At 56.2% G+C, this 20,608-nt stretch carries 15 protein-coding genes and 2 pseudogenes; 8 read left to right on the top strand and 9 right to left on the bottom strand.

Annotation, left to right across the window (positions count from 1 at the left end):
- Positions 1–68: 68 nt before the first annotated feature.
- Positions 69–1,025 carry an AraC family transcriptional regulator gene (locus L370_RS02520; protein ID WP_023336047.1) on the bottom strand — a complete coding sequence of 319 codons (957 nt, stop codon included), beginning with the start codon at positions 1,023–1,025 and terminating at the stop codon, positions 69–71.
- Between the two features lie 115 nt (positions 1,026–1,140).
- On the opposite strand from L370_RS02520, the gene L370_RS02525 reads away from it, so the two are divergent.
- Positions 1,141–2,328 carry an MFS transporter gene (locus tag L370_RS02525; RefSeq protein WP_023336046.1) on the top strand — a complete coding sequence of 396 codons (1,188 nt, stop codon included), beginning with the start codon at positions 1,141–1,143 and terminating at the stop codon, positions 2,326–2,328.
- A 41-nt stretch (positions 2,329–2,369) separates the two neighbouring features.
- On the opposite strand, the pseudogene L370_RS23840 reads toward L370_RS02525, so the two are convergent.
- The 6 genes and pseudogenes from L370_RS23840 to L370_RS02540 form a co-directional block, all read right to left on the bottom strand.
- Positions 2,370–2,492 (bottom strand): annotated as a pseudogene (locus tag L370_RS23840) (type I glyceraldehyde-3-phosphate dehydrogenase); the annotation flags it as partial.
- Positions 2,475–2,704 (bottom strand): annotated as a pseudogene (locus L370_RS23280) (GlxA family transcriptional regulator); the annotation flags it as partial. The pseudogenes L370_RS23280 and L370_RS23840, both read right to left, overlap by 18 nt.
- 188 nt (positions 2,705–2,892) lie before the next feature.
- Entirely contained in the window at positions 2,893–3,408 is a 516-nt protein-coding gene (locus L370_RS23040) for a YrhA family protein (RefSeq protein ID WP_023336044.1), read from the bottom strand.
- A 233-nt stretch (positions 3,409–3,641) separates the two neighbouring features.
- Positions 3,642–4,565: a DUF8093 domain-containing protein gene (locus L370_RS23275; protein ID WP_023336043.1), complete on the bottom strand. Its 924-nt coding sequence runs from the start codon at positions 4,563–4,565 to the stop codon at positions 3,642–3,644.
- Positions 4,566–5,203: 638 nt separating this feature from the next.
- Positions 5,204–6,214, bottom strand: coding sequence for a type I glyceraldehyde-3-phosphate dehydrogenase (gene gap, locus L370_RS02535; protein WP_023336042.1), 1,011 nt, complete (start codon positions 6,212–6,214; stop codon positions 5,204–5,206).
- A 79-nt stretch (positions 6,215–6,293) separates the two neighbouring features.
- Entirely contained in the window at positions 6,294–7,274 is a 981-nt protein-coding gene (locus L370_RS02540; RefSeq protein WP_023336041.1) for a GlxA family transcriptional regulator, read from the bottom strand.
- Between the two features lie 149 nt (positions 7,275–7,423).
- Here L370_RS02540 and L370_RS02545 point away from each other — a divergent pair, with 149 nt between their 5' ends.
- Together L370_RS02545 and L370_RS02550 are read left to right on the top strand one after the other, a co-directional pair.
- A complete protein-coding gene (locus L370_RS02545) occupies positions 7,424–8,395 on the top strand; it encodes a fatty acid desaturase (RefSeq protein ID WP_032666735.1) in 972 nt (323 codons plus the stop codon).
- Positions 8,388–9,146, top strand: coding sequence for a phosphate/phosphite/phosphonate ABC transporter substrate-binding protein (locus tag L370_RS02550; RefSeq protein WP_023336039.1), 759 nt, complete (start codon positions 8,388–8,390; stop codon positions 9,144–9,146). The genes L370_RS02545 and L370_RS02550 overlap by 8 nt, the downstream gene beginning before the upstream one ends.
- Here the strand turns inward: L370_RS02550 and L370_RS02555 are convergent.
- The gene (locus L370_RS02555; RefSeq protein ID WP_023336038.1) at positions 9,125–10,021 is read right to left on the bottom strand and encodes a LysR family transcriptional regulator; all 897 of its coding nucleotides are present in this window, start codon (positions 10,019–10,021) and stop codon (positions 9,125–9,127) included. The two genes, L370_RS02550 and L370_RS02555, sit on opposite strands and share 22 nt — an antisense overlap.
- Positions 10,022–10,043: 22 nt before the next feature.
- The gene (locus tag L370_RS02560) at positions 10,044–12,332 is read right to left on the bottom strand and encodes an FdhF/YdeP family oxidoreductase (protein WP_023336037.1); all 2,289 of its coding nucleotides are present in this window, start codon (positions 12,330–12,332) and stop codon (positions 10,044–10,046) included.
- A 1,000-nt stretch (positions 12,333–13,332) separates the two neighbouring features.
- On the opposite strand from L370_RS02560, the gene L370_RS02565 reads away from it, so the two are divergent.
- Genes L370_RS02565 through tssM form a run of 5 tightly spaced genes read left to right on the top strand, consistent with a single transcriptional unit; the run spans position 13,333 to position 20,606 of the window.
- Positions 13,333–13,827: a hypothetical protein gene (locus tag L370_RS02565; RefSeq protein ID WP_023336035.1), complete on the top strand. Its 495-nt coding sequence runs from the start codon at positions 13,333–13,335 to the stop codon at positions 13,825–13,827.
- A gap of 23 nt (positions 13,828–13,850) precedes the next feature.
- Positions 13,851–14,354, top strand: a complete 504-nt coding sequence (gene tssJ, locus L370_RS02570) for a type VI secretion system lipoprotein TssJ (protein WP_023336034.1) — start codon at positions 13,851–13,853, stop codon at positions 14,352–14,354.
- Between the two features lie 28 nt (positions 14,355–14,382).
- A complete protein-coding gene (tssK, locus tag L370_RS02575) occupies positions 14,383–15,726 on the top strand; it encodes a type VI secretion system baseplate subunit TssK (protein WP_023336033.1) in 1,344 nt (447 codons plus the stop codon).
- A 17-nt stretch (positions 15,727–15,743) separates the two neighbouring features.
- Positions 15,744–16,982: a DotU family type VI secretion system protein gene (locus L370_RS02580; RefSeq protein WP_023336032.1), complete on the top strand. Its 1,239-nt coding sequence runs from the start codon at positions 15,744–15,746 to the stop codon at positions 16,980–16,982.
- A 3-nt stretch (positions 16,983–16,985) separates the two neighbouring features.
- Positions 16,986–20,606 carry a type VI secretion system membrane subunit TssM gene (tssM, locus tag L370_RS02585; RefSeq protein WP_023336031.1) on the top strand — a complete coding sequence of 1,207 codons (3,621 nt, stop codon included), beginning with the start codon at positions 16,986–16,988 and terminating at the stop codon, positions 20,604–20,606.
- Positions 20,607–20,608 lie beyond the last annotated feature (2 nt).

Genomic DNA, 20,608 nt, shown 5'->3' with positions numbered 1-20,608 from the left:
CGCTGTTGTCAATCACCTGAAAACCTTAGACGAATATTGCCCGCTTCGCGTTAAATATTGCTGGCCAGTCAGACCTCTTCCGGCGTCTGGCTGGCTTCCCGCAGCGTGCCCGGCGCATGTCCAATAATGCGCTTAAATGCCCGGCTAAATGCCGCCAGAGAGCCGTACCCCAGCCGCAGCGCGACGGTTTCAATCGGCTGATTTTCGTGGCGAATGTACTGAATAGCCAGCCGCATTCTCAGCTCGCTGAGATATTTTGCCGGGGTGGTTCCCGTCGCGGCCAGAAACCGTTCGGCAAACACGGAACGTGAGGTGCCCGCTTCTTTTGCCAGGTCCGCCACGCTCCAGTTCATGCCGGGCTGCTGGTGCATAGCGTAGATGGCCCGGCTCAGGCGCGGGTCGCGCAGAACCTGCACCCAGCCGGTGGCTTTACCACAGCCGCCTTCAACCCATCCGCGCACGATTAACGCCGCCACCACGTCGGCCAGGCGCGCAAGGATCCCGGCGTACCCGGCCTGACGTGCCACCGATTCCCGCTCCATCGCCGCCAGCAGCGGGTGGATCTCCGGCCAGGTGGACATCAACCGGCTGACCATCATCACTTCCGGCATCGCCTTGATCAGCGGCTGCATCCCGCCCAGCTCAAAATCCATGAACCCGCTAAAGATGATGGTGTTCTCGCTTTCCGGGCAGGGCTCGCAGGTGATGGCACACACCGAGCTGCAGATGGGCTCGCTGGGAAAGGCATTGATGGGCGTAATGGTTGCCTGCTCGTCGGAGAGCAGGGCATGGGAATTACCGCCTGGAATAAACAGGGCGTCCCCGCTGCTCAGTTCGAACGTCGCGCCGCTTTCCATTCGCAACAGGGCGCTGCCGTGGCTCACAAAATGAAACTGCGCTTTACCGGGCGCCTGATGAAACGCAACGCCAAACGGCGAGCTGGCTTCAATCCGTCGGTATTTCACCCCTGAAAGGCGCATGCCGCGTAAAAGTTCGCTGATCAAATCGGGTGACTGTACGGTCATGGCGCAACTCCGGACGAATAATCAATAAGTGGAGATTATATGTCATAGATCGTCCAGGGTGAACCTTCTATGCTTTTGCGACAGTTGTCACTTTTTTATAACGGGAGAAAAACAGATGAATTCATGTGTCGCGGCGAGCGAGGCGGTAGCGCCTGCAAAACCCGCCTGGCGGGCCGTCTATTCACTGGGGCTGGGGGTGTTTGGTTTGATTACGGCAGAGTTTCTGCCCGCCAGTCTGTTAACGCCGATGGCCGCGAGCCTGGGCGTGAGTGAGGGAATGGCGGGACAGGCCGTCACCGCCACCGCGCTGGTGGCGCTGGTGACCGGACTGCTGATTACCCCAGCGACCAAAAGTATCGACCGCCGCTGGGTGCTGATGTTTTTCTCGGTGCTGCAAATTATCTCCAGCCTGCTGGTGGCCTTTGCGCCGACGCTGCACGTGTTGCTGATGGGGCGTCTGCTGCTGGGGGTAGCCATCGGGGGATTCTGGGCGATGTCGACGGCGACCACGATGCGTCTGGTTCCTGCGGATAAAGTGCCGAAGGCGCTGGCGGTGATCTTCTCCAGCGTATCGATTGCCACGGTGGTCGCGGCACCGCTCGGCAGCTATCTGGGCAGCCTGATCGGCTGGCGCAACGTCTTTGTTCTCTGCATTCTGCCGAGCATGCTGGCGCTGCTGTGGCAGCTCTGGGTACTGCCGTCCATGAAGCCCGAGAGCAGCGGCAGCCTGAGTACGCTGTTCCGCGTGCTGCGTCGTCCGGGGATGATCGGCGGCATGCTGGCAACCATCCTGATCTTCAGCGGCCATTTCGCCTTCTTTACCTACCTGCGCCCGTTCCTGGAAACGGTGGGTCAGGCGAGCGTTGAGACCATTTCGCTGATCCTGCTCGGCTTTGGGCTGGCCAACTTTGTCGGCACCTCCGTTGCCGGGCATCTGCTGGCACGCAATTTGCGCCTGACGCTGGCGCTGGTGCCGTTCGCGATGGGCGTTCTCGCGCTCACGATGGTGGCGTTTGGTCATCTGGCGATGCTGGACGGGTTCCTGGTTGCGCTGTGGGGCTTTGCATTTGGTCTGGTTCCGGTGGGCTGGTCAACATGGCTTGCTACCACCGTTCCGGATGAAGCGGAAAGTGCAGGCGGGCTGCTGGTGGCCTCAATTCAGCTGGCCATCAGTGCCGGTGCGGCAGGTGGCGGCGCGGTATTTGATCTCAATGGCGCCAGCGGCGTATTTGCGGGAAGCGGTTTCCTGCTGGTGATGGCGATGGTGATTGTGTTTATGGGTGTGAAAGTAAAAGCGGAGTGAATTATTTGCCGGGTGAACGCATGCGCCACCCGGCTTCAGGCTTACAGTCCTTTCTTATCCATCCACACCGCCAGATCCACCAGGCGGCTAGAGAAGCCCCACTCGTTGTCGTACTACGCCAGGATCTTCACCATGTTCCCGTCAATCACCAGCGTCGCGCCGCCGCAGATGGAGGCAATACGCCGCGCATGGGACGCAGCAGGATGCAGCCAGTCTACCACGGCGGTGCTCTCCAGCTCATTCATGCTGCGTGGATCACCTGATGGGGCTGCGTGGTGGCGATGATGATGCGGTAACACGCCTGAGGCAGACCTTCCGGGTGCAGCCGGTTGGCTTGCATCAGAATGTCGGCTATACCGGCGGCTTCAAACAGCATACTACCGTCAGGAACGATAATCAGGATTTCTTCATGTCCTGAAAAGTAGCGTCATTACAAAATAAGTCATGAGGAAACAGTTGCGTAAACGCAATTTCTGGTTCCAGTTGTTCGCTTTAAGTAAGTAAGAGGATTGTTATAGAATAGGCAGTGTTTAGAAGAGGGGGCTGTTAAGCCCCAATGACAGATTATGCTACCGTATCAAGGATCTCCCTTAAGAAATCAGAGAAGTTATCAAACGAACCAAATAACTTTTCTGTACCTACATTGTCTCTAATTTGATACACATTTTCCTTGAGATCATATGTGAAAAAAGAAATGTTATCCTGACCAATAACAACGCGTTCAGATAAATCAGTATTAACAAAGATGTCATTATTTCTAAAGTTATCGTTGTAAAGGAAAATATTATTGACAGGTACATTATTCTCTTCAAGCTGAAGTGCAAAACTATAAAGTATTACCCCATCGAACTCAAAGCCATCCATTTTATTCAAAAAATAAAAATAATCCGGTTGCTTTTTCAAAAAAAACAAAATGTCATTATTTATATCCTCAAGAACGGGCGGTAAATCAGTGCTTGAAGAATTAGCTTTGGTCATTGATTCCAAAAAATTAGTGCTAACTGGCGGATAGATTCTATATCCATAATCTTCCATGAGTTTAGAAAGCTCATTCACCATCATGTCTATAACATTTTCCATAATATCACCCTCACTTTGGATAAATTGTACCTTGAGGTTTAACCCATGGGACTATTCTACTTTCACCGACAATCATGTCTCTTGTCATATTAAATTGATAATTAGTCAATGCTTGGTGATATGGATCATTTTTCATTAGTATTAAGTTATGAAAAGTATTTGTGCCGCTATCATCTAAAGGTAGCTTATGATGTACTTGCCATCCATCTGGATTTCTACCGATACTCATCCGTTCAAGCATTTCGGGGGGGGAATTTATTCATTGCCTCAGGGGTATTAGATAGATCTTTAAGAAAAGACTTCTTTACCGTGCCATTGAACTCCTTTCTTAATATTGCAGTTTCTTCTGCCGTTCTTTTAACATAATTAATTTGGGTTACTTCAACATTCTGTAGTAATACAGAATCCCCTCGAACTTTTCCTACAAATTTAGTTATATCTTGAACATCACCAAGCTTAATAGGTCGTTTAGATAACAGAATTGATGCCACTGCAATAGCTGTACCTGCTGTTTGTTCATTCAATACTTGATCATAACCCTGTACAGCTTCACTACCTAATTGTTCTGCTGTTTTCCTGAATCCTTCAATGTTTCCATTATAAATCCCGCCAGCGGCTAATAAACGTCCTGCTGCTTTGTTATTGATGGTTTTAGCTGATTGAGCATGTTGTATAGGGGCGTTTGAATAATGAGTTTTTTGTGTAGGTGCTGGTTTCCTGCCCGGATGATCATTTAAACACTTTTTGTATGCTTCCCTAACTTCCATTTCAAACCATGAATGCCAATGTTCCATAAAACAATCATAAACAAGATCACCGTTTTCATCAAAATAAAATGGATGCTTAAAATAATCCCATTGTTCAGATTCATCTATTCCAATAAACCAGCCAATGTCTATATTATGCTGCGTATGATCATAGGCACCGTCGTACATACCATTACATTTACGATCATACTTAGCTGAAAAGGGGTTGATAAATCCATTCTTTCTATTTGGCATTTGCTGGAGGCTAAAATAAGAATAGTTGTCAGAATCAAGATCGTAGTAAATTCTTGTTCTTTCAAAAGCGACTTCTGGCCTCAGTATGTATTGAAAATCTTCGGGGTTAAGCTCTCTTGCTGCATCCCATATCATTATCAATCTGAAATCGTGCATGTAGATCCCTCACAATATAAAAGGTTTATGTTACCACCAAATATTACATAATTAATAATTTATGCAGTGAATAGTTCTTGAAAATTCATTCATTGGATTGATGTGAAACGCAAGCTATAAGTAATTATAAAAGAATTCAATATAATGGAAGAGCATAAAAAAACAATAACGGAAAAGATGATTATCTACTTCTAAATTTCTCCGAGCATGGAGCTGCAAAAGTGTAGCGCTATTCGGCACAGTTATTTAAATATTCTATGACACTATCCTTTACCCCCGCAGTGGCGCGATCAAGCCTCAACGCGGGTTCTTTATTGGAACCTGGTTTTTCTAAAATTGATTTGCTGTAATACATAGCATATCCCTGTGGTATCCAGGGCTTGTCATGGTTTTTGTCACCGCCTAAAGACAGTGACCGTACCCGCACTTTTAAAAAAGTAAAATAAAGAAGAACCACTAATTTATTATCTAAATAAATCGGTGCTGTTATATAATTGATACGATGAATTTAAAGACGTTGAATAGAATTAAGATTATCTTGAATTATATATTCTGCGAGGGGTGGGGAGATATTACTTAATGAAGACAAAATTTGTAGGCCGGGTAAGCGCAAGCGCCACCCGGCATCACGGTAAAACTTACAGCCCTTTCTTATCCATAAATACCGCCAAATCCACCAGGCGGTTAGAGAAGCCCCACTCGTTGTCGTACCACGCCAGGATCTTCACCATATTACCGCCAATCACCAGCGTGGAAAGCCCGTCGATAATCGAGGAGCGCGGGTCGCCCTGGTAATCGCTGGAGACCAGCGGTTCATCGCTATAGCCCAGAATACCTTTCAGGGGCCCGTTGGCGGCCGCGTTGCGGAACGCGTTATTCACCTCTTCGGCGGTTACGTTACGGCTCAGCGTTACCGTTAAATCCACAATCGACACCACCGGCACCGGCACGCGCAGGGAGTACCCGGTCAGTTTGCCGTCCAGAGAGGGGATCACTTTCCCCAGCGCTTTTGCCGCGCCGCTGGAGTAAGGCACAATCGACAGCGCCGCCGCGCGCGCGCCGCGCAGATCTTTCTCCGGCTGGTCGTGCAGCGCCTGGCTGTTGGTGTAGGCGTGGGTGGTATTCATCAGGCCATGCTCAATCCCGAACTGCTGATGCAGCACCTGAGCGGCCGGTGCCAGACCGTTCGTGGTGCAGCTCCCGTTACTCACCACCGCGTGTCGGGCGGGATCGTACTGCTCGTGATTAACCCCCATCACAATCGTCAGGTCATCGTTCTTCCCGGGGGCGGAAATGATGACGCGCTTAGCGCCGCCGTGGGTGATATGTACCGCCGCTTTTTCCCGTTCGGTAAAGAAGCCGGTGGCCTCAATCACCACGTCAACGCTAACATCGCGCCACGGGATATTCGCCGGATCGCGTTCGCTAAATACGGCGATCCGCTGCCCGTCTACCTGCAGCGCGCCGTCTGCCGCTTCAACGGGTGCGGGCAGCTTGCCCAGAAGGGAATCATGCTTCAGCAGGTGGGCGAGGGTTTTACTGTCCGTCAGATCGTTAATGGCCACAATCTGCAGATCCGGGTTACCCAGCGCCGCGCGCAGGAAATTACGTCCGATACGGCCGAAACCGTTAATACCGACCTTAACCATGGTGCACTCCTTATCTTTCGTTGTCTGGAGTCACTGTAGGCGTCAGGGAGAATGGCGTAAATGACAAAAAAGGATCAGATTACGCCATCTTGCGGCAGTGGAATCGCTGGCGGTACTCGCCGGGCGTGAGGTGAAGCTGTTTCTCGAACACGCGTCGCAAATTAATACTGGTACCAAACCCGCTTTGCTCGGCAATGCGCTCAAGGGAATCGCTGGTCTGCTCAAGCAGCTGGCGAGCGGCGGCCAGACGCGCTTCGGTCACGTAGCGGGCAGGGGAGACGCCGGTTTCACGGGTAAACACGCGGGTAAAATTACGCGGGCTCATCGCTGCTTTCTCGGCCAGATTTTCCACGCACAGGTCGGCGGTGAGGTTCTGCAGGATCCAGGCTTGCAGCTCGCTTAACGGACCGGATGTGCCGGGCTGCTGCAGGCTGTAACGGCTGAACTGCAGCTGACCGCCGGGACGGCGCAGATACATCACCATATCCTGCGCCACGTCGCGGGCGAGGGTAAATCCGTAGTCGTCTTCCACCAGCGCCAGTGTCAGATCGAACCCGGAGCTCACGCCGCCGGAGGTCCAGATGGGGCCATCCTGAATATACAGCGGACCGCCTTCGACGTGGATAGCCGGATACTGGCTTTGCATCGTCTCCAGCAGCCGCCAGTGGGTGGTCGCACGGCGACCGTCCAGCAAGCCGGTCTGGGCCAGCAGCATCGCGCCGCCGCAGATAGAGGCTACCCGGCGGGCATGCGGCGCAGCGAGGTGCAGCCAGTCAACCACCGCCGTGCTCTCCTGCTCGTTCATGCCGCGTCCGGTGATGATAATGGTGTCCAGCGGTTCACGCGGATCCAGCTCCGGCAGGCGATAGTCCGCCAGCAGATTCAGGCCGGACTGGCCGTGGATCACCTGGTGAGGCTGCGTGGTGGCGATGATAATCCGGTAGCGCGGCTGCGCAAGCCCTTCCGGATGCAGCCGGTTGGCCTGCATCAGAATGTCGGCGATACCGGCGGCTTCAAACAGCATGCCGCCGTCGGGAACAATAATCAGGATCTTCTTCATGTCCTGAAAAGTACCTTTATCACAGAATAAGTCAAGCGACGCGTGCGTCCCACGTTTCTGGCAAAGCAATGCGATTTAAGTTCTTTGTTATTTCGGGCGTTATCCCCGATCGTCAGAGAATTATCTCTGGCGAAACGGCGTCTGAAGGAATGAGTCAACGAAGCACCCTCTATTTACATCCGCAACAACGCGAACACATCCGCCATCTTGCATCGGGTTTTTTATGGCGAAGCGAATTGCCCACGTGGCTGTTGATTATCACTATTTATGCCGGCTGGTTTGCCACGCTGGCGTTCTGGCAAACGCTCGGCCTGCTGCCCGCCACGCTGCTGCTGATCGGGTTCACCGCCTGGTACATGTCCCTGCAGCATGAGCTGATCCACGGGCACCCCACGCGTTTTGCCTGGCTTAACCAGCTGTTCGGCACGCTCCCGCTGGCGGTCTGGTATCCATATGGCCTGTATCGGGACTCCCATCTTGCCCATCATCGCCACCATAGCCTGACACATCCGGTGGATGACCCGGAGTCGTACTATTTTACCGACGAGAGCTGGGCGCGATTTTCGCCGTGGCAGAAACGCGCGATCCGCGCCCGGAATACCTTCGCCGGGCGGCTGATGCTGGCGCCGCTGCTGGATATCCTGCAGACGCTGGGCAGCGCCGCGGCGGCGTTTCGTCACCTTCACCTGCGGGCAATGGCGATGTGGCTGGTTCACGCATTGCTGCTGGTGGCACTCTTCGCCTGGATGACGCATGCCGGTTTTTCACCCGTCTGGTTCGTGCTGGCGGTCAGCTATCCGGCGCTGGCGCTGACCAAGGTCCGATCGTTTTTCGAACATCGGGCGGCGGACGATCCGCTGGCGCGCTCCGTTATTAATGAGGCGGGGCTGTTCTGGCGGGTGCTGTTTTTGAATCTCAACTACCATTCAGTACATCACGATCTGCCGGGCGTTCCCTGGTACGGGCTGAAGGCGATCTACGAGCAAAACCGGGAGGCGTACCAGCAGCGAAACCACGGTTTTCTCGTCAGGGGCTACGGTGAATGGCTGCGTCAGTTCTGGGTCAGACCCGTCGACGTCACCGTTCACCCCACAAAACGACAGGGAGAAGGGTATGAGTAAGCTGCTGGCATTTCCCATGTATGCCGTGGATCGCGCCGATACGCGCGCGCTCTGGCTGGCGGTAAAGGGGCTGCTGGCCGCGCGCGGTGTGTCCGTCGATCGCGATCCCGGCTGGCCGGAGTCCGATCTGCTGACCCACTGGCAGCACCCTGCGCTTATCCTTAGCCAGACCTGCGGTTATCCGCTGGTCACGCAGCTCCCGGACGTGCAGGTGGTCGGCTGTTTTCACTACACGGCACCGGGCTGCGAAGGGAGCCTGTACCGCAGCTTTCTGGCGGTGCGCGAGGAGGATCGGCACCTCACGCTGGCGGATTTTCGCGGACGTCGCGCGGTCTGTAATTCACCGGACTCGCAGTCCGGCTACAATGCGCTGCGAAAAAAAGTGGCTCCCCTGTTGAGTGGCGGTCCATTTTTCGCGCAAACGTCCTTTAGCGGCAGCCATCGCCAGTCGCTGATTGATGTGAAACGCGGTGCAGGGGATATCGCAGCCATCGACTGCGTGACCTGGGCACTGCTGCAGCGCCATGAGCCTGAACAGCTTGCGGGGCTGGCGGTCATTGACCGTACCCCGCTGACGCCGGGACTGCCGCTGATTACCTCGCATGACACCTCACCCGAAACGCTTAACGCCATTCGCGATGCGCTCCGCGCGCTGGTGAGTTCACCGGAATATCGGGAGATTTGCGACGCGGTGCTGATCGGCGGTTTTAGCGTGGTGACGCGCGAGGCCTACGCTTCACTGTCCGCGTGATAAATCTCCTGCGCGTCGGTAAAACAGCGCAGCGCCAGCGAGGAGACGGGCTTTTGCCTGCGCATAATCAGTCCGACGGGAGCCTCAATGTTCGCGTCGGCGATGGGGACAATCCTGAAATTGCCGTTCAGTGCCTCCAGCCCGTTGTTCAGCGGCATGACGGCGCAGCACACGCCGCTCTGAACGGCCTGAATGATCTGGAACGTGGAGTCGCTCTCGAAAACGGAGGTAGGTTGGATGCCGGCCGCGTTAAAACTGGCCTCCATATGCGCCCGGTAGTGCATCCCCTTGGTCAGAAACCCCAGCGGAAAATCCGTCAGATCGTGCCAGGTCAGCGTGGCCTGGCCGAGCTGGAAGTGGCGGACGTCGTGCAGCAGGCCCATCTTCGTGGTTGGCAGCTGAATAATGTCAAAGAGGCCGGTGTCGATGCTGTTGAGGTAGCAAATTCCCAGCTCAAGCTGGTTGCGGCTGACGCCGTCGGCAATCTGCGCTGAGGACATGGAATAGAGGCTATAGGTCAGCTCCGGGTATTTTTGCGTCAGCAGGCGAATAAAAATCATCGGATCCACGCTCGCCAGCGGCACCATCCCCAGACGTAATTCGCCTACCACCTGGCCTTTGCACAGCGCGGCTTCCGCCTGCAGCCCGTCGTGCGCGGCCAGCAGGGCGCGGGCCCACGCGAGGATGCGTTCACCCTCCGGCGTAAACCCTTCAAAGCGCTGTCCGCGGACAATCAGCACCAGCCCCAGCTCCTCTTCCAGGCTGCGGATGCGCATGGAGAGGGTCGGCTGGGTAACGTTGCACTGCGAGGCCGCTTTACTAAAGTGCCGGGTCTCGTCGAGTGCGATTAAATATTTTAACTGTTTAATATCCATCATATTCTCTGCGCGAGCAGCCTTACAGCATGCGGATCTCTTTTGAGCGCAGGGTGATGCGAACCGGAACGGATTTATACGACGGCGTTCCGCTGTCCTTGTCCAGATAGTCGAGCGGTACCAGCACGTTGGCCTCCGGGTAGTAGGCGCCGACGGTGCCCGGCGCGATGTTGTACGCCACCACGGTGATATCTTCCAGACGCTGAACGCTGTCGGGGAGGGCGGTTTCGATATCCACGCGGTCGCCGTGTTCCAGGCCTGACTGCGCCATATCGTCTTCGTTCATAAACAGCACGTCGCGGCGGCCAAACACGCCGCGGTAGCGGTCGTCCAGGGCGTAAATGGTGGTGTTGTACTGGTCGTGGCTGCGCAGGGTGATCAGGCGCAGAACGTGCTCACCTTCGCCGCTGGCGTTCTCGTGAACACCGTCGAACACCGAGAACATCGCTTTCCCCGTCGCCGTTGGCCAGATACGCTGCGTTGGCGGCAGCGGCATGCGGAAGCCGCCGGGAACGCGGATCCGCGCGTTGTAGTTCTCAAAGCCCGGAATGGTCTGCTCGATTAGATCGCGGATACGGTCGTAATCCTCAACCAGCGTCAGCCAGTCCACGCGGGTTTCCGGCAGCGTGGCTTTCGCCATGCCGGCGACGATAGCGGGTTCTGAACGGAGTAACGGCGAGGCGGGCTTCAACTTGCCGGATGAGGCATGCACCATCGACATGGAGTCTTCGACGGTAATGGACTGACGGCCGGTGGCCTGGAGATCCAGCTCCGTACGGCCGAGGCACGGAAAAATAAAGGTCTCTTTGCCCACCAGCAGATGGGTACGGTTGAGCTTGGTCCCGACGTGCACGCTCAAATCCAGGTTACCCATCGCCGGAAAACCCCGCTCGTGATCGGGCATCGCGACGGCAAAATTACCGCCGAGGCAGATGAGCGCTTTCGCACGGCCGTCGATCATCGCCTGCGTGGCCTGCACCGCATCGTGTCCGTGGTGAGACGGCGGCTCAAAGCCGAATACGTCCTTCAGACGGTTCAGGAAGGCCGGCGTGGGTTTCTCGCTAATGCCGACGGTACGGTTCCCCTGCACGTTTGAGTGGCCGCGCAGGGGACATATTCCCGCGCCGGGCTTGCCGATATTCCCGCGCAGCAGCAGCAGGTCAGCAATCAGGCGGACGTTCGCCGTGCCTTTATTGTGCTGGGTAATGCCCATCCCGTAGGTAATGATGGTGGCATTTGATTTCGCATAGGCGTCGGCCACCTTCCCGAGCGCCGCCCGGTTCAGGCCCGACTCGCGCTCGATCTCGTCCCAGCGGGTTTGCGCGATATCGGCGGCGAAGTCCTCAATGCCATGGGTGTGTTCGGCAATAAACGCGCGATCGAGCACGTCACCGCGTTCGGCCTCCATTTCCAGCAGGTGTTTAGCAATCCCTTTCAGCGCGGCGGCATCGCCCCCGGCCTTCACCTGGAAATAGGTCGAGGCGATATCCGTTGAGCCGTAGGTCGCCATTTCAATCACGCTTTGCGGGTCGGCGAAACGTTCGAGGGCGCGCTCGCGCAGCGGGTTAAAGACGATAATCGGCACGTTGCGGCGGGCCAGCTCATGGAGAGTACCCATCATTCGCGGATGGTTGGTGCCGGGGTTGTGGCCGATGGAGATCACCAGCTCGGTCTTATCGAAGTCGTCCAGCGAGACGGTGCCTTTCCCGATGCCAATCGAACGGGGCAAACCGACGCTGGTGGCCTCGTGACACATATTGGAGCAGTCGGGGAAGTTATTGGTACCGTATTCGCGAGCGAACAGCTGGAACAGATACGCCGCTTCGTTAGAGGCGCGTCCGGAGGTATAAAACTCGACCTGGTCCGGTTCGAGCCCGCGCAATACTTCGCCGATGCGTCGAAATGCCTCGTCCCAGTCGACGGGGCGGAAGGTATCGCTTGCCTGGTCATAGCGCAGAGGATGCGTGAGTCGACCGTAGCCTTCCAGCTCAAAGTCTGATTTTGCCAGCAGCGAGGAGACGCTGTTTTCTGCCAGAAACGCGGGGGTAAAGCGTTTGCTGGTCGCTTCCCAGGTTACCGCTTTGGCGCCGTTCTCGCAGAACTGGAACGTTGATTTGTGTTCTTTATCGGGCCACGCGCAGCCCGGGCAGTCAAAACCGTCAGGCTGGTTTGTGCGCAGCAGCGTCGCGGGGGCATCAAAGGTATCCATCTGGGTACGTACCGCGATGGCCGTGGCTTTTAACGCGCCCCAGCCTCCGGCAGGACCATCATAGTGTCTGATACCGGGCACTGCGCGTCTTTTACTGTTCATACCAACTCCTGATTCGTTCGGTCTTACGGCGCCTGAGCCAATAAATCCCTGAAGAAAACAATAAGCGAAAGCAATGACGGCCGGAGGGAGGCACCCATACGGCATAGCAAAATGCCTTATCTTAAATTGTTTTTATTACAGTGATTTATGATCTATGACGGGTAAATATTTAAAGAAATTATAACGAAATTTTATCATTTTAATAATAAATCTTATCTATCACACGGTAGGTGGGGTAGATGGTGGCAAGCACGGAAGAATGTAGCACCCGTTAAACTTCGAATGAAGCTTACGAGCGGCGAAAAAGACAATATCCGCGCCTGGCAGGCGGTCTGGCGCATTGGGCAACGCAAGAGTGACAGGAATGTTTACTCAGGCTTAATGATTAATGGATGTAATTTATGTCCTGGAAGGTAATTATCACAACGTGAAATATAAAGTTATTTTGTGGCGTGAAATTAACGCCGGGCTGCGTAAGTGAAATATTCCCATTTTGACTATTCATTACGACGACTATTAAAGATAACCTGTTAGTGCAACAAATAATTCATCGTTGATATATTCTGCTGACCTCACCAATACGCGAATTCTACTAATTATGGTAGTGGCGATAATAGCGTTATTGCGTTAATGAAAGTGGTTCTCTTTTGTGTTTTATGCTTTTAAAACAGCGTGTTATATCTTGTTGGGGCGGGGGAATAAGAAGGTGTAGGCCGTGTCGGCTTTTTTCATCAGATTAATCCTATAATTTTCCGAATGCTTCATTTACCATCAGTTGCGCAGCGGTAAATATTGAATTGATACGAAGCTCATGTAAACTTGTTTACCGTTTGTCAAAATATGTCAGGAAGACGCTGGGCCTTATTCTGAAGGGCTCGTGCGGTAGCTATGCCCTTAAAATAGTAACGCCCCGAAAATATCCTGGCTATTTTAACAATAGCACTTAAGTCAAACTTCACTCCCTTATCTTCATCATCGAAATATCGCTACGGAAAAGCATATGAAAATGCGCGTACTGTTTTCACTTCTGTTTGTAATGGCGGTGGCGGGCTGTAAAGCGCCGCAGAAACCTGTGATCAACGACGATACGATCGAGACCAGCCAGGTCAACGGCGTGACCTTAACCCACCGTCACGCCGTTACGCCGCCGGCGGAGTTCAACCCGGTCAACGAGCCGTACCGTGCCATGTATCCGGCCTCCCTGATGAGCCGTCCTGACTTCGGCGGCAAAGTTATCCGTAATCTCGACACCGGGAAAACGTACGTGGTGCTGGGTCAGGTTGAACACTACTGGATGGCGCTTGCCGATGAAGGTAACGATCAGCTGATTGGTTACGTCCCGATGCGCGCCGTGATCAAGGCCGACCAGTATGACGCCGCCGTGCGTAAACAGGCCATTCGTCCGAAGGCGCGTAAAAAAGCGACCTGTGTCGATGTCGATGGCAACAGCAAAGCCTGCAAAGACAGCGCTAACGGTACCTGGATCCTGAACTAAACGGCTTTCATGAGCGCATTTTTATGAATCATAAAAATTTTCATAAGCTGTGGTTATTCTTTTACGCGGTGGTTTTCGCCCTCGTCAGTGGTTGTACGTCGTCTTCACACAGCGACCCCTCCCGCTACAATCTGCAGTTTCAGGCTCATCCACAAATCAATGAATCTGCGCCGCTTAAGGTTCGGGTGCTGCTGCTGAAATCCGATGCGGATTTCATGTCCAGCGACTTCTACTCCCTGCAGAACAACGCGTCAGCCACGCTTGGCGCGAATCTGCTGAACAGCGACGTGTTCTTCCTGATGCCGGGACAGCTGTCCAAAACCCTCAGCGGGCAAAGCTCTCCGGAGGCCCGCTACATCGGCGTGATGGCGGAGTATCAGGTGCTGGATGGCAAAAAATGGCGCGTTTCACTCCCTCTGCCCGTGCCTGGCGAAAATCATATCTACCAGTTCTGGAAAGGGTCCGCAGATGAACTTCAGGCCAACGTTTTTCTCGACGTGAACGGCATTCGGGTCATCAGCCAGTAACGCGCTTTAACACAGGAAACACATCATCATGACGAAAGCAGAAAAGGTCGTCTGGACCGAAGGCATGTTCCTGCGTCCACACCATTTTCAGCGGACTGAAAGCTATCTGCTCAACCATGTTCGTGAATGGGGCGCGCTACAGCGATCGTATCTCTGGGGCTTTCTTGACGTTGAACTGGATGAAGCGATGCTTCGTCAGGGATGCATTGCCCTGAGCTACTGCAGCGGCTTGCTGCCGGACGGCACCTTTTTCCAGGTGCGTAACGGGCGCAACGGTCCTGCACCGCTGAAAATTCCTGACAATCTCACCAACGAAAAGGTGGTGCTCGCACTGCCGGTCCGTCGTGGCGAGAGAGAAGAGGTGATTTTTAGCGAAGAGCCGGCCTCGCTGGCGCGCTTCATCGCTTTCGAGCAAGAGGTGGAAGATGACAACGCCATGTCGGTGGGGGATGCCACCGTCCAGTTTGGCCGTCTGCGTCTGACCCTGATGCTGGAAAAAGACCTCACGGCAGAATGGACCGCTATCGGCGTGGCGTTTGTGACGGAGAAACGTAACGACAACCACGTGCGGCTCGACAACAGCTACATCCCGCCGATGCTCAACGCCAACAACAGCCCGCAGATCTACAGCATGATCAACGATCTGCACGGTCTGCTGGTGCAGCGCAGCCAGCAGATTGGCGGCCGTTTGCGCCAGCCCGGCCGCTTTAACACCTCCGAACTGATTGAGTTCACGCTGCTGTCGCTGGTTAACCGTCATCTGGGCGAGGTGTCTCATTTAAAAACCCTCCCGCTGCTGCATCCGGAAACGCTCTGGCGCAGCTGGCTGCCGTTTGCCACCGAGCTCGCCACCTGGACGTCGCAGCGTAACGCTGAGAGCGTGCTGCCGATTTACGATCATGACGATCTGGCAAACTGCTTTAGCAAGCTGATGCTGATGCTGCGCCAGGGGCTGTCGCTGGTGATGGAAGACCACGCGATCCAGCTGCCGCTTAACGAACGCTCTCACGGCCTGAACATCGCCACGGTGCCTGAAACCAGCATGGTACGTGAGTTCGGCTTCGTGCTGGCGGTCAAAGCCAATGTGCCAGGCGAACACCTGCAAACCCATTTCCCGGCGCAGATGAAGGTCGCGCCGGTCTCGAAAATCCGCGATCTGGTTCAGCTTCAGCTGCCGGGCATTATGCTGCGCGCCATGCCCGTTGCGCCGCCGCAGATCCCGTGGCATGCCGGCTACAGCTACTTTGAACTGGAGAAGGGCAGCGAGCTCTGGCACGAGATGGATAAGTCCGGCGCATTCGCCCTGCATCTTGCAGGGGAGTTCCCGGGGCTGGATATGGAGTTTTGGGCCATCCGTAGCCCGACAGAATAATAAAGCGAGCGCTTAATATGCAGGAACGACAGGACACCGGCAGCGATGCCGGGTTTACCGGAGCCAGTAGTAACAATCAGCTGGTGGCGGCCGCCAATCCGCTGCTCAATGCGATTCCGCAGATCCGTCATTCGGTCTCCCATGACGATCAGGTGGCGTTACGCCAGCGCCTGATCGATGAGATTCGCCGTTTCGAAGTCCGCTGCCAGCAGGCGGGGCTGCCTTACGAAGTGATCGTCGGGGCGCGTTACTGCCTGTGTACGGCGCTCGATGAGGCGGCCGCGCTCACCCCCTGGGGCAGCAGCGGCGTCTGGTCAAGCAACGGTCTGCTGGTGACGTTCCACAACGAAACCTGGGGCGGCGAGAAGTTCTTCCAGCTGCTGGCGCGCCTGTCGCAGAACCCGCGCGAGCACATTCTGCTGCTGGAGATGATCAACTACTGCCTGCTGCTGGGCTTCGAAGGACGCTATCGGGTGCTGGATAATGGCCGCACCCAGCTTGAAACCATCAAGCAACGCCTGTGGCAGATGATCCGCGGGGTGCGCGGCAGCTATCCGCCACCGCTTTCTCCCCATCCGGAAGATCGTCCGGTGCTGCGCAAGCTCTGGCGGCCGATGGTTCCCCTGTGGGCCTGCGTGGCGCTGGCCGGGTTTATCGCCTGTCTGTTTTATATCGTACTTAACTGGCGTCTTGGCGATAACACCAGCCCGGTGCTGGCGAAGATTTATCAGTCTCAGCTGCCGGAAACCACTATTCAGCAACCGGCCCGTCAGCTACCGGCGGTGCTGAACCTGCGCGGCTTCCTGAAGCCTGAAATCGAGGCTGGCCTGGTCGCGGTGAAAGACGAAGCGGATCGCAGCGTCGTTATCCTGAAGGGCGACGGGCTGTTTGCCTCTGCCTCTACCGTCGTGCGCGACCGCTATGAACCGGTCATCAACCGCATTGCGCAGGCGATGAATAACGTCAGCGGCAAAATTCTGGTGGTGGGCTACAGCGACAACGTGCCAATTCGCAGCGCGCGCTTTGCCTCTAACTATGAACTCTCTCTGGAACGCGCCCGCTCGGTACAGAAAATGCTGCAGGGAAGCCTCTCTCAGCCTGGCCGCGTGAAAGCGGAAGGGCGGGGCGAGATTAACCCGGTGGCACCGAACACGACGCCTGAAAATCGCGCCCGTAACCGCCGTGTGGAAATTACTCTGCTGGTGTCGCCTGAAAACACTCAGGCCGAGCTGAACGGATTGCCGCAAGGAAACTAAGGAATGCTGACTACACTTCTTTCCATTTTGACCAACCGCATTCTGTGGAGCTTCCTCGGCGTAACGGCGCTTGCGGCGGTGATCTGGATGATTGGTCCCCTGTTGTCCATCGTGGACACCCGACCGCTTGAGTCTGAACAGAACCGTATTATCAGCATCGCCGTGGTCTATCTGCTCTGGGCACAGGGCCACATTCTGCCGCGCCTGTACAATGCCTGGCTGAACCGCAAGCTGATGGACAAGCTCAAAGAGAATACCGCCAGCCCGGAAGCCGCAGATCCGCAGAAGCGGCTGAACAGCGAGGAGCAGATCCTCGCCAGCCGCTTTGATGAAGCCGCGCAGATGCTTAAAAAAGCGCACTTCAGCAAAGCGGGCCAGGGCGCCCAGTGGACGCAGCGCTTCAGCACGCAATATCTCTATCAGCTGCCGTGGTACGTCATTATCGGCGCGCCGGGATCCGGTAAAACCACGGCGCTGGTTAACTCCGGGCTGCAGTTCCCGCTGGCCGATCGCTTCGGTAAAACCGCGCTGCGGGGCATCGGCGGCACGCGCAACTGCGACTGGTGGTTCACTAACGAGGCGGTGCTGCTGGACACGGCGGGCCGCTATACCACCCAGGAAAGCGAGCAGGTGCAGGACGCCGGCGAATGGCTGGAGTTCATGGGGTTACTGCGTAAGTATCGCCGCCGCCAGCCGATCAACGGCGTCATCATCACCATCAGCATTTCAGACCTGCTCACCCAGTCCGCCGAGGCGTCCCGCCAGCAGGCGGTGAACCTGCGCCAGCGTCTGTCCGAGCTGCATGAACAGCTGGGTATCCGCTTCCCGGTGTACGTGATGGTGACCAAGGCCGACCTGCTTAAAGGCTTCCGCGCCTGGTTTGCCGACTACGATAAAGCGCAGCGCGACCAGATCTGGGGCTTTACGCTGCCGTGGGAGCAAACAAAACACGCCGATTACGACCTGATGGGCAACTTCCAGCAGGAGTTTTCTCTGCTCCAGCAGCGCCTCGACGCCGGGCTGCCGGAAACCATGCTGAAAGAGCACGACGCGAAAACCCGCGCCGAAGCGTATCTCTTCCCGCAGGAGTTCGCCGCGCTGCGTCCACTGCTGGCGGACTACCTGAGCACGGTCTTCGCCCGCTCTAACTTCGAAACCGAATTCTCTCCGCGCGGGATCTACTTCGCCAGCGGGACGCAGGAAGGCATGCCGTTCGACCGCGTAATGGGCGAACTGAACCGCGCGCTGTCGCTGCCGGAAGGGGGAGAGGCGGATAACTGGGATTCGGTCAGCAAAGAAGCGCCTATTCCGGGCGCTAAAGGTCAGAGTTTCTTCATTAAGAACTTGCTGCAAAACGTCATCTTCCAGGAAGCCGGGATCGCGGGTGAAAACCGCTGGTGGGAACTGCGCAACCGGGCGGTGATCTGGTCCGGCTACGCGGCGCTGCTGGCCCTGCTGGCGATCCTCGGCGGGCTGTGGCTGACCAGCTATGCCAAAAACAAGGCCTATCTGGAAGAGGTGGATGCGAAGGTGCCGCTGATCGACCAGCAGAGCAAGGCGTTGCAGAACCAGACCCAGCGTGACCTGTTCGATCTGCTGCCGCTGCTGAACGGTCTGGTTGACCTGCCGAAAAGCGACGCGTTTGATGTGAAGGATCCGCCCGTAACCCGCCGTATGGGGCTCTATCGCGGGGATGACGTCAGCGATGCCTCGCAGTCTCTGTACCAGAAAGCGCTGGATCAGATGCTGCTGCCTGCCGTCGCCATGCACATTACCACCTGGCTTCGTAACGACAACGGTAGCGATGTGGAATACAGCTATGAAGCGCTGAAAGCCTATCAGATGCTGTATCAGCCGAAGCACTACGACGGTAAATTCCTGCATTCGTGGGTGATGCTCAACCTGCAGCGCAACCTGCCGCAGAACGTCACGAAGGCGCAGCTGGAGCAGCTTGAATGGCACCTGACGCAGCTTCTGGAGCCGAAAATTCAGGCCTCGCCGTATGCCCAGGATGAATCGCTGGTTGCCCGCGAAAGAGCGTTGATCGGCCAGCAGCCGCTCTCCACGCGCGTGTACGGTCGTCTCAAGCGCCTGCTGGAACATGATGACAACCTGAAGCCGGTCTCCCTTTCCGACCTGGGCGGACCGCAGAGCGAGCTGGTGTTTTCCCGCAAAAGCGGCAAGCCGGTGAGCGAAGGCGTGCCGGGGCTGTATACCCCGGACGGTTACTGGAAAAGCTTTAACGGCCAGATTGACAGCGTAACCACCGCCCTGCACGAGGACGACGCCTGGGTGCTGGGGGCTGCTACGGCGCAGGAGGATAAACAGCAGATCGATAACGCCGTGCGCCAGCTCTACATGCGCGACTTTATCGCTAACTGGGATCGCTTCCTCGCCGACATTCAGCTCAATAACAGCGCCGATCTTTCCCAGCGCATCAACACCGCGCGCCTGCTCTCCGGCGCAAACTCGCCGCTGCGCCGTCTGGTGCAGAACCTGAGCCAGGTCCTGACGCTGTCACGCAATACGCCAGCCCCGGAAGATGCGGATAAAGCGCAGGCGCAGAGCAACCGCGCCACCCGTACGCTGGAGGCGCTGTTCAGCAACAATGACGCTGCGCCGACGCAGGCCGCCGTGATCACCCAGGCGCCGGAGCAGCTGGTCACCGACCACTATGCGCCGATGATCGAGCTGGCGCAGCCGCTGGAGAAGGGCGGGAAGACCATCGTGTTTGATGATTTTCTCAAGCAGGTGGATGAGCTCTATCGCTACCTGACCGCCGTCCAGGACGCCGCCAACAGCGGCATGCCGGCACCGGGCGGCGAGGCGATCAGCCGTCTGCAGGCCAGCGCCGGTCGTCTGCCGGGCGGTCTGCAAACTATGTTCAGCAATATGGCGGTGGGCGCCAGCAGCGATACCCAGCGCCGTGACCTGGAAAACGTGCGTAAGCGGATTAACGTTGAGGTGGGCGGTTTCTGCCGTCAGGCGATTGCCGGTCGCTACCCGCTGGTGCGCAGCGCCAGCACCGAGGTCACCCCAGACGATCTCGCGCGTATGTTTGCGCCAGGGACCGGTCTGATGGACGCTTTCTTCCGCGACAATCTGACCAATAAAGTGGATACCACGCAGGCAAACTGGCGCTTTATGCCGGGCATCGACGGTAAAACGCTGCCGGGAAGTGAAGGACTGCTGAGACCGTTCCAGCAGGCCCAGTCGATTCGCGACGCCTTCTTTGCTAATGGCGCAACCACGCCGTCCTTCAAGGTGACGGTACGCACCGTGCGAATGGATAACACCATTCTGAACCTGACGCTGGACGTTGACGGCCAGCTGCTGCGCTACAGCCACGGTCCGCAGGCCGTACAGATCATGAACTGGCCGGGGCCGGGCGGCACCAACCAGGTACGCATGCAGCTGGGGCTGGCTAACGGCAGCACGGCGACGCTGGTCACCAACGGCGCCTGGGCGCTCAACCGCTTCTTCGATAAAGCGAGCACCAGCCCGGGCGCGGGGAGCCTGAGCCGTCAGGCCACCTTCAACGTCGACGGACATCAGGTCACGCTGGAGTTTGCGCCAAACAGCATTCGTAACCCGTTCCAGCTTCCCCGTTTCTCATGCCCATAACC

Origin of the sequence: Enterobacter sp. MGH 24 (assembly GCF_000493015.1) — a bacterium.
Classification (GTDB): Bacteria; Pseudomonadota; Gammaproteobacteria; order Enterobacterales; family Enterobacteriaceae; genus Enterobacter.
The sequence above is the reverse complement of the archived record's forward strand: the minus strand, read 5'-3'. Positions and strand labels throughout refer to the sequence as shown.